General features: G+C 65.9%; 14 protein-coding genes. 6 read left to right on the top strand and 8 right to left on the bottom strand.

Going from position 1 to position 15,352, the window contains the following annotated elements; all coding sequences use genetic code 11:
- Positions 1–36: 36 nt before the first annotated feature.
- The gene (gene ggt / locus P4826_RS07260; protein WP_317703184.1) at positions 37–1,815 is read right to left on the bottom strand and encodes a gamma-glutamyltransferase; all 1,779 of its coding nucleotides are present in this window, start codon (positions 1,813–1,815) and stop codon (positions 37–39) included.
- Between the two features lie 128 nt (positions 1,816–1,943).
- On the opposite strand from ggt, the gene uraH reads away from it, so the two are divergent.
- Positions 1,944–2,294 (top strand): hydroxyisourate hydrolase, encoded by a 351-nt coding sequence (gene uraH / locus P4826_RS07255; RefSeq protein WP_317703183.1) that lies wholly within the window; start codon positions 1,944–1,946, stop codon positions 2,292–2,294.
- Between the two features lie 4 nt (positions 2,295–2,298).
- Here uraH and P4826_RS07250 read toward each other — a convergent pair whose 3' ends face one another.
- Positions 2,299–2,751: a hypothetical protein gene (locus tag P4826_RS07250; RefSeq protein WP_317703732.1), complete on the bottom strand. Its 453-nt coding sequence runs from the start codon at positions 2,749–2,751 to the stop codon at positions 2,299–2,301.
- Positions 2,752–2,876: 125 nt separating this feature from the next.
- Here P4826_RS07250 and xdhC point away from each other — a divergent pair, with 125 nt between their 5' ends.
- The 5 genes from xdhC (at position 2,877) to P4826_RS07225 (ending at position 8,354) form a co-directional block, all read left to right on the top strand.
- Positions 2,877–3,704 carry a xanthine dehydrogenase accessory protein XdhC gene (xdhC, locus tag P4826_RS07245; RefSeq protein ID WP_317703182.1) on the top strand — a complete coding sequence of 276 codons (828 nt, stop codon included), beginning with the start codon at positions 2,877–2,879 and terminating at the stop codon, positions 3,702–3,704.
- Between the two features lie 205 nt (positions 3,705–3,909).
- Complete coding sequence (locus P4826_RS07240; protein ID WP_317703181.1) at positions 3,910–5,127, top strand: urate hydroxylase PuuD; 1,218 nt, start codon at positions 3,910–3,912, stop codon at positions 5,125–5,127.
- 112 nt (positions 5,128–5,239) lie between these two features.
- Complete coding sequence (gene dcd, locus P4826_RS07235; RefSeq protein WP_317703180.1) at positions 5,240–5,806, top strand: dCTP deaminase; 567 nt, start codon at positions 5,240–5,242, stop codon at positions 5,804–5,806.
- A 144-nt stretch (positions 5,807–5,950) separates the two neighbouring features.
- The gene (gene ypfJ, locus P4826_RS07230; protein ID WP_317703179.1) at positions 5,951–6,817 is read left to right on the top strand and encodes a KPN_02809 family neutral zinc metallopeptidase; all 867 of its coding nucleotides are present in this window, start codon (positions 5,951–5,953) and stop codon (positions 6,815–6,817) included.
- A gap of 88 nt (positions 6,818–6,905) precedes the next feature.
- On the top strand, positions 6,906–8,354 hold the full coding sequence (locus P4826_RS07225; protein WP_317703178.1) for a DEAD/DEAH box helicase: 1,449 nt from the start codon (positions 6,906–6,908) through the stop codon (positions 8,352–8,354).
- A gap of 91 nt (positions 8,355–8,445) precedes the next feature.
- Here P4826_RS07225 and P4826_RS07220 read toward each other — a convergent pair whose 3' ends face one another.
- From P4826_RS07220 to P4826_RS07195, 6 genes are read right to left on the bottom strand one after another with little or no spacing between them, the layout of a single operon-like run.
- Positions 8,446–9,060, bottom strand: a complete 615-nt coding sequence (locus tag P4826_RS07220; protein WP_425605258.1) for a nitrous oxide reductase accessory protein NosL — start codon at positions 9,058–9,060, stop codon at positions 8,446–8,448.
- Between the two features lie 60 nt (positions 9,061–9,120).
- Complete coding sequence (locus P4826_RS07215; RefSeq protein WP_317703177.1) at positions 9,121–9,669, bottom strand: nitrous oxide reductase accessory protein NosL; 549 nt, start codon at positions 9,667–9,669, stop codon at positions 9,121–9,123.
- Complete coding sequence (locus tag P4826_RS07210; protein ID WP_317703176.1) at positions 9,666–10,481, bottom strand: ABC transporter permease; 816 nt, start codon at positions 10,479–10,481, stop codon at positions 9,666–9,668. The genes P4826_RS07215 and P4826_RS07210 overlap by 4 nt, the downstream gene beginning before the upstream one ends.
- A gap of 25 nt (positions 10,482–10,506) precedes the next feature.
- Positions 10,507–11,409, bottom strand: a complete 903-nt coding sequence (locus P4826_RS07205; protein ID WP_317703175.1) for an ABC transporter ATP-binding protein — start codon at positions 11,407–11,409, stop codon at positions 10,507–10,509.
- A 10-nt stretch (positions 11,410–11,419) separates the two neighbouring features.
- Positions 11,420–12,688, bottom strand: coding sequence for a nitrous oxide reductase family maturation protein NosD (locus P4826_RS07200; RefSeq protein WP_317703174.1), 1,269 nt, complete (start codon positions 12,686–12,688; stop codon positions 11,420–11,422).
- Positions 12,685–15,306, bottom strand: a complete 2,622-nt coding sequence (locus P4826_RS07195; protein WP_317703173.1) for a 4Fe-4S binding protein — start codon at positions 15,304–15,306, stop codon at positions 12,685–12,687. The genes P4826_RS07200 and P4826_RS07195 overlap by 4 nt, the downstream gene beginning before the upstream one ends.
- Between the last annotated feature and the right edge of the window lie 46 nt (positions 15,307–15,352).

Genomic DNA, 15,352 nt, shown 5'->3' with positions numbered 1-15,352 from the left:
CGGTGGGTGCGGCCTTTGTGCTGGGCGCGCCTCGCCTCAATAGCCCAGCGTCTGCCCGTCCGGGTTGCGCGGGTCGGACGCGCCATACAGCATGCCGTCCCGGATCTGAATGGTCTGCGTGCGGCCCATGGAGGGTTTCACGGCCACGTTGTGCCCCCATTGGCGCAGCAGCGCCAGCGTGTCGGCGCTGAAGCCCTTTTCTATGCGCAGCTCGTCGGGCGTCCACTGGTGGTGAAAGCGCGGCGTGGCGGCGGCCTCTGCCGGGTTCATGCCGAAGTCAATGGTGTTGACGACGGTCTGCAGCACCGTGGTGATGATGCGCGCGCCGCCGGGGCTGCCGGTGACCAGCGTGGGCTTGCCGTCCTTGAGCACCAGCGTGGGCGTCATCGACGACAGCGGGCGCTTGCCGGCGGCCACGGCGTTGGCCTCGCCGCCCACCAGGCCATAGGCGTTGGCCACGCCGGGCTTGGCCGAGAAGTCGTCCATCTCGTTGTTCAGCATGATGCCCGTGCCCTTGGCGACGATGCCGCTGCCGAAGTTGGTGTTCAGCGTATAGGTCACGGCCACGGCGTTGCCGGCCTTGTCCACCACCGAGTAATGCGTGGTCTGGTCGCTCTCATACGGCTGGGGCTTGCCGGGCTTGATGTCCTTTGCGCTGCGCGCCTGCGTGGCGTTGATGCCGGCGGCCAGCTGATCGGCGTAGCGCTTGGAGATCAGGCCCTTGAGCGGCACCTTCACGAAGTCCGGGTCGCCCAGGTATTCGGCGCGGTCGGCATAGGCCAGCTTCATGCCCTCGGCCATGTGGTGCATGCTTTTCGCGCTGTTCACGCCCCATTGGTTCATGGGCCAGCGCTCCATCATGTTCAGGATCTGGATCAGGTGCGCGCCGCCAGATGACGGCGGCGGCATGGTCACGATCTGGTAGCCGCGGTAGCTGCCGCGCACGGGCTCGCGCTCGACCACCTTGTAGTTCTTCAGATCCTGCAGCGACAGCGCGCCGGCATGCGGAGCCATCTCGGCGGCTATTTTCTGGGCGATGGCGCCCTCGTAGAAGGCCTTGGCGCCCTGCTCGCCAATCAGCCGCAGCGACTGCGCCAGGTCTTTTTGCGTGAGCAGGTCGCCGCGCTTGAGTGGCGCGCCGTTCTTCCAGAAGATGGCCTGGGTGGCGGGCCAGCGGCCCATGTTCTTCTGTTCCTGCTGCAGGATCTTGGCCAGGGTCTCGCTGACGGGAAAGCCCTTGTCCGCCAGCGCCACGGCCGGCGCCACCACCTTGGACAGCGGCAGCGTGCCCCAGCGCTTCAGGGCATGCTCCATGCCGGCCACCGTGCCGGGCACGCCCACGGCGTAGTGGGTGTAGAGCGACTTGCCATCGATCACCTTGCCCTGGGCGTCCAGGTACATGTCGCGCGTGGCCTTGGCGGGCGCGACCTCGCGGAAGTCCAGTGCCACGCTTTTGCCCGTCTTCGCGTCGTGCACCATCATGAAACCGCCGCCGCCGATGTTGCCGGCGTTCGGCAGGGCCACGGCCAGCGCAAAGCCCATGGCCACGGCGGCATCGACGGCGTTGCCGCCGCTCTTCAGGATGTCCAGGCCGATGCGCGAGGCCAGTTCCTGCTCGCTGGCCACCATGCCGTTGCTGGCGACCACCGGATGGAAGATGTCCATGTCGAAGTCATACGCCGCAGCGGCAGCCTGCGCTGCGCCGGGCTGGGCCGTGGCGGCTGCCGATGGCTGCTGCGGCGTGCTGCCGCAGCCGGCCAGGCCGAAAAGAGCCAGCGCCAGGCTGGCGGCCAGTAGGGTGGGGCGAAGCTGCATCGATGTCTCCTTGGATGTGAAGGGCTGCAGGGTAAACGCCCAATCAAAACCTGGCAACAGCGTACAAAAGTTGTATACACTTTGACGGCGCCACGCTTGGCGCTGTCAATGTTTTCAGGAGACACACCATGGGCCTCAGCACCCACGTTCTAGACACCATGCATGGTTGCCCCGCTGCGGGCATGGCCGTTGCGCTGTATGCCACCCAGGGCGACCAGGCCACCTTGCTCAAGAGCCTGGTGCTCAACCACGATGGGCGCACCGATGCGCCGCTGTTCGACAACCACAGCCTGAAGGCCGGTACCTATCGCCTGACCTTTGATGTGGCGGGCTACTTCAAGGCGCGCGGCGTGCAGCTGCCCGAGCCCAATTTTCTGAACCAGGTCAGCCTGGACTTTGGCGTGGCCCATACCGACCAGCATTACCACGTGCCGCTGTTGGTCAGCCCGTGGAGCTACTCGACCTACCGCGGCTCGTGACGCTTCAGAGCTGCCCCTCGGTCAGCGTGTCGAGTTGAAAGTGCCCCGACTTGTCCCACAGCCAGGTGTCGGTGTAGGTCACGCGCTGCATGCGCGCGGGCACGGGGAAGGGCGCCGCGGCGCGCACCGTGCGCTCGATCTCGCGGATCACCTCCGGCGCGTGGCGCGGTGCGCGCATCCAGCGCAGGGCGGACACGCGGCCCATGCGGTCTATGTCCACCTCCAGCACGCCAATCGCGTACAGCAGTGGCGGCAGCTTGCCCTTGTAGATGCGCTGCGGGTTCAGGCCGTAAAGGTGGCTGGCAGCGTCCCTGCGGTAGGCGCGCGGCGTGGCGGCGGCCGAGCTGCGCACCGGGCCGGCCGCCGTGCCGACTGGCTGGGGCGGCGGCGCATCCTGTGCTGGCGGAGGCTGGGGGCCGGACTTGCAGGCCGCCACGATGGCGGCCACCGCCGCCATCAGGCTGGCGGGCAGCCACCAGGGGCGCCTGGCATGGCGCGGGGTGTTGGACGGTTTCAAAGGCATGGTGGGTGGCGCTATGCTGTGGCGCGCAGTCTTGGTACATGGCTGACGGGAGGCCACGAGTGGCGGCATTGAATAGTCTGCTGGAGCGCATCAAGACCACCCCCGCGTGCCTGGTGACGGTGGAGTCTACCCAAGGCTCGGTGCCGCGCGAGGTGGGTGCCTGGATGGCTTTGTTCATGGGACAGACGCCGGCGCTGGGCACCATAGGCGGCGGCCATCTGGAGCTGCAGGCCATGCAGGAGGCGCGCGAACGCCTGGCCGAGCATCTGGCCGGCCTGCCGGCGCGCCCGCCTTTGCTGCGGCAGGCACTGGGCCCGAGCCTGGGGCAATGCTGCGGTGGCGTGGTGCATCTGCGTTTCGAGTGCGTGGATGCGGCCGATGCGCCGGCCCTGCGCCAGCGCCTGGCGCCGCGGCTGCAGCCGGTGGCGCTGTTTGGCGGCGGCCATGTGGGCCATGCGCTGGCGCGCGTGCTGGCGCCGCTGCCATTTGCCCTGCACTGGATAGACAGCCGCGATGAGGTGTTCCCGGCCCAGGTGGATGCGGACACGCTGTGCGAGCATTCCCACCCGGTGCAGGCCGCCGTGCCCGAGCTGGCGCCGCAGTCCATGGTGCTCATCATGAGCTTCAGCCATGCCGAGGATCTGGACATCGTCGCCGCCTGCCTGGCGCGCCAGCGCGAGCGCGCCGACCTGCCCTTCATCGGCCTGATCGGCAGCCGCACCAAATGGGCCACCTTCTCGCATCGCCTGCAGGCGCGCGGGTTCTCCGATCGGGAGCTGGCCCAGGTGACCTGTCCGATCGGCGTTTCTGGCATCACCGGCAAAGAGCCCGAGGTGATCGCCGTGGCCGTGGCGGCGCAGCTGTTGCAGCGGCTTGGCACAAACTAATACAACCCACTTCGGGAAATCCCGGGTTTCCGCCCGTGGAGTTGGCGGCAAAAACTGCATACACTTAATGTCCACAAAGTCGGTCGCAGCGGTGTCTCGGTAGCTTCATGCCAAGGTGCGCGGCCCATTGTTTTTCTGCTCAGAGCACCCGCAGTGGTGAGCAGCTTTCGGGCAGGCCACGAACGCCTGCCGAGGTTGAGACACTATGGAAAGCTACCTTTTGGACTGGGCCAACCTGCTGCTGCGCTGGTTGCATGTCATCACCGCCATCGCCTGGATCGGCTCGTCGTTCTATTTCGTCTTTCTCGACAGCAGCCTCACGCCGCCCGAGGACGAGGGCATGAAGCGCGACGGCGTCAGCGGCGAGCTCTGGGCCGTGCACGGCGGCGGCTTCTACCACCCTGTCAAGTTCAACGTGTCGCCGCCGAAGATGCCCGACCATTTGCACTGGTTCTACTGGGAGAGCTACACCACCTGGCTCAGCGGCTTTGCGCTGCTCACGGTGTCCTACCTGTGGAATGCCGGCATCTACCTGGTGAGCCCATCCAACCCGCTGATGTCCAGCTCCATGGCCATTGTCGCGGCGCTGGGCTTTCTGGTGGTGTTCTGGCTGCTGTATGACGCCATCTGCCGCGCCTTTGGCCAAAAGCCCAACGGTGACGCCACCGTCGGCGCCATGGTGCTGGTGCTGGTGTGCATTGCGGCCTACCTGGCCTGCCATATCTTTCCGGGTCAGGCGGCCTTCCTGCTGATGGGGGCCATGCTGGCTACGTCCATGAGCGCCAACGTGTTCTTCTGGATCATCCCCGGCCAGCGCAAGGTGGTGGCGGCGCTCAAGGCCGGGCAGCCGGTCGACCCGATGCATGGCAAGCGCGCCAAGCAGCGCAGCGTGCACAACACCTATTTCACGCTGCCGGTGCTGTTTGCCATGCTGTCCAACCACTACGGCTGGCTCTACAACCACGAGCTCAACTGGCTGGTGCTGATCCTGATGATGTTCGCCGGTGCCGCCATCCGCCAGTTCTTCGTCATGCGCCATGGCTTCAAGCTGGGCCGCAACACCCATCCCTGGCCCTATGCCACCGTGGGCGTGCTGGTGCTGCTGGGGGTGCTGGGCTGGCTCAAGCCGGCACCGCAGGCCGCCGCTGCAATGGCCTCTGGCGCGGCTACCCAGCCGGCCGGCTATGGCCAGGTGCAGGCGGTGATGCAAAAGCATTGCGTGGTCTGCCACAGCGCGAATACCGTGGCGCAGAAGAACGTGAAGTTCGACACCCCCGACGAGGTCAAGGGCCATGCCCAGCAGATCTACCAGCAGGTGGTGCAGCTGCGCAAGATGCCGTTTGGCAACCCGGGCGCGCTGTCGGCCGAGGAGGTGGATACCTTCAAGCGTTGGTACGAGGGCGGGGCAACGGTTACGCCCTGAATCTGCGGTTTGAATGAAAACGGGCTGCAGCGCTTGTCAGTCAAGCGCGAGCAGCTCTTTTTTTATGAGTGATCGAGTGATCGCTAGAATGCGCGCCAGGAGTATCACCGTCATGAGCATCAAGAGCGACAAGTGGATTCGGCGCATGGCCGAGCAGCAGGGCATGATCGAGCCCTTCGAGCCCGGCCAGATCCGCGAGCAGGACGGCAAGAAGATCATCAGCTACGGCACCAGCAGCTACGGTTACGACATCCGCTGCGCGCGCGAATTCAAGGTCTTCACCAACATCCACAGCACCGTGGTCGATCCGAAGAACTTCGACGAGAAGAGCTTTGTCGACTTCGAGGGCGACTATTGCATCATTCCGCCCAACAGCTTTGCGCTGGCGCGCACCATGGAGTACTTCCGCATTCCGCGCGACGTGCTCACCATCTGCCTGGGCAAGAGCACCTATGCGCGCTGCGGCATCATCGTCAATGTCACGCCCTTCGAGCCCGAGTGGGAGGGCTATGTGACGCTGGAGTTCTCCAACACCACACCGCTGCCGGCCAAGATCTACGCCGGCGAGGGCTGTGCCCAGGTGCTGTTCTTCCAGGGCGACGAGGAATGCGCTGTTAGCTACAAGGACCGCAAGGGCAAGTACCAGGGCCAGCATGGCGTGACCTTGCCGAAGGCATGACGCCGCCGCAGCGCCGCGCGCCGCAAATGTGAAACTTGTTGAACTTCGTGACCAGCCTCGCGTACGGCCGGCCGGTGCCGCGCAGGCGCGGATGGCGGGCGTAACATGCACCGCTGAGCGCCTGACGCGCACGGGAGACAGTCAATGAAATGGGAAGGCAATCGCGAATCGGACAACGTGGAAGACCGCCGCAGCAGCGGTGGCGGCGGCGGCTTTGGCGGCGGGCGCTCCATCGGCATTGGCACGGTAGTCCTGGCCTTGATCGGTTGGGGCGTGTTTGGTATCAACCCGCTGACCACCATTGGCGTGCTCTCCGGCGCCGATGCGCCCCAGGTGCAGCAGGCGCCGGCCCAGCGCCCGCCGGGCGATGACCGCCAGGCGGCGTTTGTCTCCACCGTGCTGGCTTCCACCGAGGATGTCTGGGGCCAGATCTTCCAGCAGGGTGGGGCGCAGTACCGCCAGCCCAAGCTGGTGCTTTTCAGGGGCGCAACGCCCACGGCCTGTGGCACCGGCCAAAGCGCCATGGGGCCGTTTTACTGCCCGGGAGACCAGAAGGTTTACCTGGACATGGACTTCTTCGACACCATGAGCCGCCAGCTGGGTGCTCCCGGCGAGTTCGCCCGTGCCTATGTGATCGCCCACGAGGTGGGCCACCATGTGCAGACCCTGTTGGGCGCCACGGCCAAGGTGGACGGCATGCGCGGGCGCATCAGCCAGCGTGACCAGAACGCGCTGTCGGTGCGCCTGGAGCTGCAGGCCGACTGCTACGCCGGCATCTGGGCGCGGCATTCGCAGCAGGCCAAGAACTGGCTGGATCAAAGCGACATCGAATCGGCCATCAACGCCGCCCAGCAGATCGGCGACGACACGCTGCAGCGCCAGCAGACAGGCACCGTGCGCCCCGACGCCTTCACCCACGGCTCCAGCGCCCAGCGCGTGCGCTGGTTTTCCCAGGGCCTGAAGACCGGCAGCGTGCAGGCCTGCGACACCTTCAAGGCGCAGGCGTTGTAGTTTTTGCGGTGCTTTTCGGGGGTGGATTGGGGCGCAGCGGCCGGCGCCCTGGCGCTTTGCTTTGCTGCAGTGCGACAATAGCGGCTTGATGACACAAGCATATTCCTCCCTAGCGCTGGCAGAACCGCTCAAGCGCGCCGTAGCCGACATGGGCTACGAGAACATGACGCCGATCCAGGCCCAGGCGATCCCCGTGGTACTGACCGGCAAGGACGTGATGGGTGCGGCCCAGACCGGCACCGGCAAGACGGCGGCGTTCTCGCTGCCGCTGCTCGAGCGACTGCTCAAGCACGAAAACAGCTCGGCCTCGCCCGCGCGCCACCCCGTGCGCGCCCTGGTGCTGCTGCCCACGCGCGAGCTGGCCGTGCAGGTGGCCCAGCAGATCGCCCAGTACGCCAAGTACACCAAGCTGCGCAGCACCGTGGTGTTTGGCGGCATGGACATGAAGCCGCAGACCATCGAGCTGAAAAAGGGCGTCGAGGTGCTGGTGGCCACGCCCGGGCGCCTCTTGGACCATATCGAGGCCAAGAACGCAGTCCTGAACCAGGTCGAATACGTGGTGCTGGACGAGGCCGACCGCATGCTGGACATCGGCTTTCTGCCCGACCTGCAGCGCATCCTGTCCTATCTGCCCAAGAGCCGTACCACGCTGCTGTTCTCGGCCACCTTCTCGCCCGAGATCAAGCGCCTGGCCGGCAGCTACCTGCAGGACCCGGTGACCATCGAGGTCGCGCGCCCGAACGAGACGGCATCCACCGTCGAGCAGCGTTTCTTCAGCGCGCAGGACGACGACAAGCGCCGCGCCATCCGCCATGTGCTCACCGAGCGCGGGCTCAAGCAGGCCTTCGTTTTCGTCAACAGCAAGCTCGGCTGCGCGCGACTGGCACGCAGCCTGGAGCGCGACGGCCTGAAGACCGCGGCGCTGCACGGCGACAAGAGCCAGGACGAGCGCCTGAAGGCCCTGGAGGCCTTCAAGAGCGGCGAGGTGGATCTGCTGGTGTGCACCGACGTGGCGGCGCGCGGCCTCGATATCAAGGACGTGCCGGCGGTGTTCAACTACGACGTGCCCTTCAACGCCGAGGACTACGTGCACCGCATCGGCCGCACCGGCCGCGCCGGCGCCTCCGGCCTGGCCGTGACGCTGGTGGCCAGCAGCGATACGCGCCTGGTGACCGACATCGAGAAGCTCATCAAGAAGAAGATCGAGCTGGAGCCGCTGGAACTTGCGGAAGACCGCCCCAGGGGCCGCTTCAACGACGGCCGACGCGCCTGGCGTGAAGATGGCGAAGACAACCGGGGTGCGCCACGCGGCGGCCGCGAACGCAGCAGCTATCGTTCGGCCCCGGCGGTGGTGCGTGACCCGTTCTTCGACAAGCCTTATGAGGCCGCCACCGCCGACAGCCTGCCACCCAGCTGGGAGGTGGTGCCCAAGGCAGCGCCGGCACGCGGCAGCATATCGGCCAACATCAAGCCCAGGCGCAAGCTGGCGGCGCTGTTCAAGGCACCTGTGCCGGAGGCCGAACCCACGGCCCAGTGAGGGGGCCGGGACCCCCCCGGAGGTTTATTTGATAAAAATAGCTGTTAACGCTTATGCATAAAGCGCTGACAGCTATTTTTTTAATAGTAAATTATTGGTGATGGCTATGTCCGCCGCCGCTGGCGAGCTCGGCCACCAGCGCGGCGTCGATGGCACCAAAGGCCAGCACCACGCCGCCACGCCGCTCGGCGAAGGCATCGGCCGCGGCGCGTGTTGCAAAGGCTGGCAGGTTGCCGGCGCGCATGGGCCCCTTGGCCGACGAGCCATGCACGTAGTAGGCCGACAGCGCATCGACCCAGGGCGTGCGCTTGCCGTCCGGTGGTGCGGAGGCGTCGGTCACGTAGTGGGCCGCGATCTGCCCGCTGCTGCGGCCGGGGCTGTAGCGCGCCACATCCTGCAGGTACATGAACAGCGACAGGGGCGAGTCGAAATACTGCGCGTCGCCGTTGCTGAAGATGATCTGCGCCGCCCATTGCGGCGAGCGTGCCGGGAACATGCCGCAGACCGGGCAGCGCACATCGGGGGGTACGGCGCGCGCGGCCGTGGGTGGCAGGCCGCTGGCCGGGTCGTAGGGTGTGGGCGGGGCGACGATGCACACATCGGGCTCCAGCGAGGCTGGTGCCTCGGGCGACAGCATCTGGCGCAGCGCCGGCACGCTCCAGGGTGTGCTGGCGGCCAGAACGCCCAGAGCGGCCAACGCACCCATGGCCAGCGCGCGCCTGCGGCGCTGCTGTAGTGGCGGGAGCAGGGGCGCGGCGGGCATGGCTTACATGCGCGTGTCGTGCAGCGCGCCGCCGCTCAGATCCACCATGTCCAGCTTGATGTCGCCAAAGCGCAGCACCTTGCCGCCGTGCTCGCCGGCGAATTTCGTGGCGTCGGCTTCCTGGGCAAAGCTGGCAATGGTCGGGCCCATGGAGCCGTGGCGCTTGCTGCCCAGTACGTAGATGGCGCTCTTGGCGTCTATCCAGTGGCCCTTGGGCTCTTCCCAATGGGCCTGGCCCATGTCCTGCACATAGACGGCGCGTATGGGGCGCACCTGCTCGCCGGCGAGCAGGGTGTTGAACAGCTCCACCGTGTCGCAGAAGAAGGAGGGCTTGTCCTGGCCCGCGTAGTGGATCTGCGCCTTGGGACCGGGGTAGTCGGCCAGCAGCATGCCGTCGAGCTCGCAACTGGTGCTGCGGTCGATCTCCACCGGCGCCAGCGACTGCTGCTCGGCAGCCTTGTCGCCGCAGCCGGCAAGCAGTGCGCTGACGGGCAGTGCCGCCAGGGCTGCGAACCCCAGGGCGCGGCGGCGGGTGATGCAGGAACAGGTCATGGCTTGAATCTCCAGTTGGCCAAAGCGAGCGGCAGAGCTATCCAGGCGGCCATCACGCCGCCCATGGTCAGCGGATTGCCCAGCGACTGGGGCACGACGCTGGCCAGGCCGTACAGGGTGCGCACGTCCTCGAGCGAGAACACGTTGAGGATGCGGAACACGTCCGCCGGGTTGAGCAGCAGCAGCCAGGCAAAGCTGTCGCCGGCAAACTGCCCGCCGGTGGTGACCAGCAGGCCCAGCAGCAGCAGGTCGAACACCAGCACAAAGAAGAACCAGGTGGCAATCGCCAGGCCCGAGGCACGCGTGCGCTCGCGCGCCAATACCGAGATCAGCACCGCCAGGCTCAGAAAGGCCAGGCCCAGCAGTACCGAGGACAGCATGAAGCCACCGTAGTGAAACAGCGCATTGGCATTCATGTGGCGCCACAGCAGAACGGCCACCAGACCGAAGCCAACCACGGTGGACAGGGACAGCGCCAGCGCCAGCCCCAGGTATTTGCCCAGCAGCAGCTCCAGCCGCGTGATGGGCAGGGCCAGCAGCAGGTCCAGCGAACCACGCTCGCGTTCGCCGACGATGGCGTCAAAACCCAGCAGCAGGGCGATCAGCGGGATCAGGTAGATCACCAGGCTCACCAGGCTGGCGATGGTGAACTCGATGGAGCGAAAGCCCACCTGGCCCTGCTGGGCGCCGCCAAAGTAGGCAATGACCAGCGAGAACACGGTGAACACCAGGGCCACAGCCAGCACCCAGCGGTTGCGCATGCGGTCGCGGAACTCCTTGGCCGCGACGGTGAGGATAGGGGTCAGTTCCATGAATAGCATTGCCCGAGAGCGGGCCTTAAGCGGAGATGCCGAAGAACATGTCTTCGAGCGAGGGCTCGTGCAGGCGCAGGTCCTGCACGCGTGCGCCCAGGGGCGTGAGCGCGGCCAGGGCTGCCATCTTGTGCTCGCGCGGACATTGCAGCTGCAGCCCGGACGGGGTCTGCGCCGGCTTCACGCCGGTGACCTGGTGCAGCACATGCAGGGCGTCGTGGCAGTCCTGGGGCGCGAGATCGACTTCGATGATCAGCGGCAGGCCGGTGCGCTCGCGCAACTCATGCACGCTGCCCAGGGCCTCGACCTTGCCCGACACAAGTATCGCCAGGCGGTCCACGCGCTCCTGCAGCTCGGCCAGGATGTGCGAGGTGATGATGACCGTCACGCCCTGCTGCTGCAGGCCGCGCAGCGTGGCGTAGAAGTCGCGTATCGCCTGCGGATCGAGGCCGTTGGTGGGCTCGTCCAGAAACAGCACGCGCGGACTGCCCAGGAGCGCCTGCGCAAAGCCCAGGCGCTGACGCATGCCCTTGGAATATTCGCGCACCGGGCGCTTGCCGGCGTGGGCCAGGCCCACTTTCTCCAGCATGGCCGGGCACTCGGCCAGCGGCGCGCCCTTGAGGCGGGCAAAAAAGTGCAGGGTCTCCAGGCCGTCCAGGTTGTCGTAGAGCACCACGTTCTCGGGCAGGTAGCCGAGCTGGCGGCGCGCGGCGCGGAAGTTGCGCCCGCCCACGGGCGTGCCGGCCACCAAAATGCTGCCGCTGGTTGGGGCCAGCAGGCCCAGCATCATCTTGAACAGGGTGCTCTTTCCGGCGCCGTTGTGGCCTATCAGACCAAAGATCTCGCCCTGGGGGATGTCCAGATCCACGCCGTCCACGGCATGCAGGGCGCCAAAATGCTTGCGCACGCCGCGCAGGGAAATCGCCATGCCCGGCGCGTTACTGGCCGGGGAAATGCTTGCCACGCCACTGACTCCAATCTTGATGATGAGGGCGCATGCGCGGGTGGGGATCGACCACCGAGGGCACACGCAAAACGGGAAACTGCTGGCCCACCAGGCGTAGCGCCTGCACGGCCGGGCTGGCCAGCAACAGCTTGATGCTGGGGTGACGCCAGGTCAGGCGATCAACCATGTCGTTGGCCTCGTACTGCACATCGCCCTTGCCGTCGTTGTTGCGATCCCAGCCGAGGTAGTTGCTCCAGTAGTTGCCACGCTGCTTGCCCCAGACCTCGTCGCGCGCGCCCACGTAGCGCACCTGCTCGCGGTTGGCGATGAAGTCGTTGCCCTCGACCTCGTTGCGCGTGGAGCCGGCCGACAGGTGCACGCCCACGACGTTGTCCACGACCAGGTTGTCGTTGAGCTTGATGTACTCCACGTCGTAGATGAAGAAGCCCCGGTTGTTGCCGGCGACCACGTTGCCCGAGATGTCGGAATCCTGCAGCGTGCGCAGCATGATGCCGTGGTCCGAGTTGCCCCAGGCACGGTTGTTGCGCACCTCCTGGTGGCGCACCTCCATCAGCGCCAGGCCGCCGCGGTTGTAGAACGTGTCGTTGTCCTCCCACAGGTTGTAGTAGGAGTTCATGTAATGCGTGCCGTAGCGGCTGTGGTGCAGCTTGTTGCCCTTGAACAGCGCGTTGTGCGAGACATCGACATACAGCGCGTCGCGCACGAAGCTGATGTCGTTGTTCAGGATCTTGGCGCCCTTGGTGTTGTACAGCTGCACGCCGTTGCCACGCTGGGGTGAGGCGTATTCGCGCTTGCCGGTGATGGTGTTGTGCTCGATCAGCACGTCGTTGGCCTTCTCTATCCACAGGCCGAACAGGTTGTAGGTCAGGTCGCAGCGGCGCACGATGGCGCGGTGCGCGCCCGGGTAGAGGTAGATGCCGGCGTTCTGGTCTTTCAGGCTGTCGCCCGAGTCGCGCACGATCAGGCCCTCGATGAGCACGTCCGGCGCCGTCACGCGTATGGTGTCGCCCTGGTTGCCGCCGCTGATGGTGGGGCGATCGAGGCCGCGCAGCGTGAGCGGCTTGTCGATCAGCAGGTTGGCGCGGTACTGGCCGCGCGCCACCTCGATCACATCGCCAGCCTGGGCCTTGGTGACGGCCTCGGCCAGATCGTCGCCGGGGCGCACCGAGATGGTGGCTGCCTGGCAGGCCCCGGCGATGGCCAGCGCCAGGGCCGCAGCTAAATGGGGCAGCATTGTCATGCGATGAGCCAGCCCAGGGTCTTGAGCATCAGGAACAGCGCAGCGCCAATCATCAGGTTCTTGAACCCTACGTAACTCATCATGTCCATCGCACCGGCGATGCGGTACTGGTCGCGCCACCATGGGCCATCCTTCACATAACGGCGACCGGACAGACGAATCAACACCTCGTACACGCTCCAGCCAAACCACCAGCCGATGATAGCGCCCGAGGACAGGTGGCCCAGGGCGGCCTGCACCCAGGCAATGGTGGCGGCGATGGCCAGCGCGAGGCCGGCGATCTGCAGGGTCTTCTGGCTGTGCCAGCCCTCGCGGCTCCAGGGCCAGAGGTGGTCGCGCAGCTCCAGCCACAGCCATTGCAGCAGGCCCACATCTTCCTTGTGCGCGGGCAGGGTGCGGTCGGTGGGCATGCGCGGATCGACGCCCTTCTTTGCCTTGGGGCTGATCTGGTCTTCCACCTTGGCCGGGTGAATGGGGATGAAGTAGCCGTTCTTGCCAATGGGCGTGATCTCCAGGCCATCGCGCTCGCGCCGTTTGCGCTCCATCGCCAGGGGCGGGCAGCCCTTGGTGTCGGTGTAAAGGATCATGCAGTCCAGGCAGTGCAGGCATTCGCGGTGGTCGATGCGGCCGTCGGCGTCGATGGCCTGCGCGCCGCAGCCCACGGCGCAGGCCTTGCAGCTGTTGCAGTCCTGCTTGCGCTTCAGGCCAAACCAGCGGAAGGTGCTGGGCATGGCCAGCGACGCGCCGAGCGGGCAGATGTATTTGCAGTATGGGCGCTCGATGAAGATGGACACGCCCAGGATGGCGGCCACGAACAGGCCGTAGGGCCAGGCGCGGTTCATCACGCCGACCAGGAAGGTGGTCTTGAAGGGCTCGACCTCGGCCAGCTTCTCGGCCAGGCCCATGGAGAACATGGAGACGGCCAGCAAACCGAAGAAGACCGCGTACTTGACCCACTTCAGCCGGTCATGCCATTTCTGCGGCAGCGCCGTCTGGAAGCGCTTCAGGCCCACCGCCTTGGCGATCTTGTAGATGCCCTCCTGCAGCGAGCCGAACGGACACATCCAGCCACAGAACAGGCCGCGTCCGAACAGGAAGACGGTGACGATGATGAAGATCCAGAACAGGAAGATGAACGGATCGGACAGGAACAGCGACCAGGTCCACTGGAACAGCAGCGAATGGAACCAGGTCAGCACCTGGGTGATGGAGGGCTGTGCCATGTAGCCAAAGCCGATCCAGAAGATGCTGATGGCCCAGAAGGTGTACTTGAAGCCATTCACCGGCCATTTGTTCTTGTGCGTGGACAGCCGCGTGAGCTTCTCGCGCAAGGCGTAGACCACGGTCACGGCGACCAGCAGCAGGGCGAACAGGCTGATCGGCAGGGCCTGGGACTTCCAGATGCGCACCCAGGGGGCTGCAGGCTCCTCGACCTTGGGGCGGCCGCCTTCGAGCAGGGCTGCGGGCAGCCAGTACTTGGACTCGAACATGGCAAAGCTGCGCTGGCCCGTGGCGCGATCGACGCGGTTACCCAGGAAGGCGAACTTCCACGGATAGGCGGCCGAGAACGAGTGTGAGCGGATGATGAAGATCGCCGACTCGGTGTAGCGCGGCGCACCCTGGGCCTCCAGGCCATAGAGGTTGAGCGAATCCAGGTCGCGGAAGGTGAACGAGTCCGCCCCTTGCTTGACCTGCACGCGGTCGTAAATGCCACCGCGCACGAAGCCCGAGCCCTTGAACGATTCCTGGCCCGCCGTCTTGATCACGAACAGGGCGTTTTCGCCTTCCTTCAGACTGGCATGCAGCCGCTCGTAGTTGTGCTTGCCCAGCAGGCTGGTGCCCACGTCGGGGTGGTTCAGGTCGCCGTACCAGAGCTCGATGAACGGCTCGGGGCCGCGCGGCAGGCCCACCTGTTCGGGTTTCACCAGCAGTTGCTTGACCACGCCCATCTGCACCAGCTGGGCCCAGTCGTAGTTCTGGCCACCGGCGATAAAACGCGCCGGCTCGCGTACCGTGGGGGCGATGATGCCGGTCTGGCGCGCGACGGCCGCGCCCGAGGCCATGACCACCTGGTTTTGCGCCACCACGGTGACGGTGGCGCCCGAGATGGCATCAACGCCAATCACGTTTTCATCGGGGCGCGAGGGGCCGACCTCGATGGTGTCGGTGACCGACTTGCCCAGGTACTGGTTGTTGAAGTTGATCAGGGCCGATTCGGGGATGCCCAGCAGCAGGATGGGCTCGGAATGCTTGAGTACCTGGATGCCGACGAAATGGCCTTCCTTGTCCATGCCGATCAGCGTCACCACGGGCTTGCCGGAATAGGCGGGGGTGTCCGTGATGTCGGTGGACAGCATTACGTAGCCGAGCAGCTTCTTGTCGGCTCCGTCGCTGTCGTAGGCCTCCACGTAAGGAGGCTGGCCCTTGCGTTCGGAAAAATGCTTGGCGCCAGGAAACACCTCGCCGCAGGGCAGCAGCGAGCACATGTCGGGTGTGGTTGCCAGGTTGGCGGGCAATTCCGCCTCATAGGCGCCTGCATGGGCGCGCGGGGCCGCCAGGGCAAGGACGAGAAGCAGGGCGGCCCAGAAGAACGCAAATCGCTGGCCAAAAGCAGACATCACACTATCCTGAAAAAAAATGGGCGCTGCGCTACCAGCGCAGCGC

Origin of the sequence: Diaphorobacter limosus (assembly GCF_033100095.1) — a bacterium.
Lineage (GTDB): Bacteria > Pseudomonadota > Gammaproteobacteria > Burkholderiales > Burkholderiaceae_C > Alicycliphilus > Alicycliphilus limosus.
This window is presented reverse-complemented; position numbering and strand designations above follow the sequence as displayed.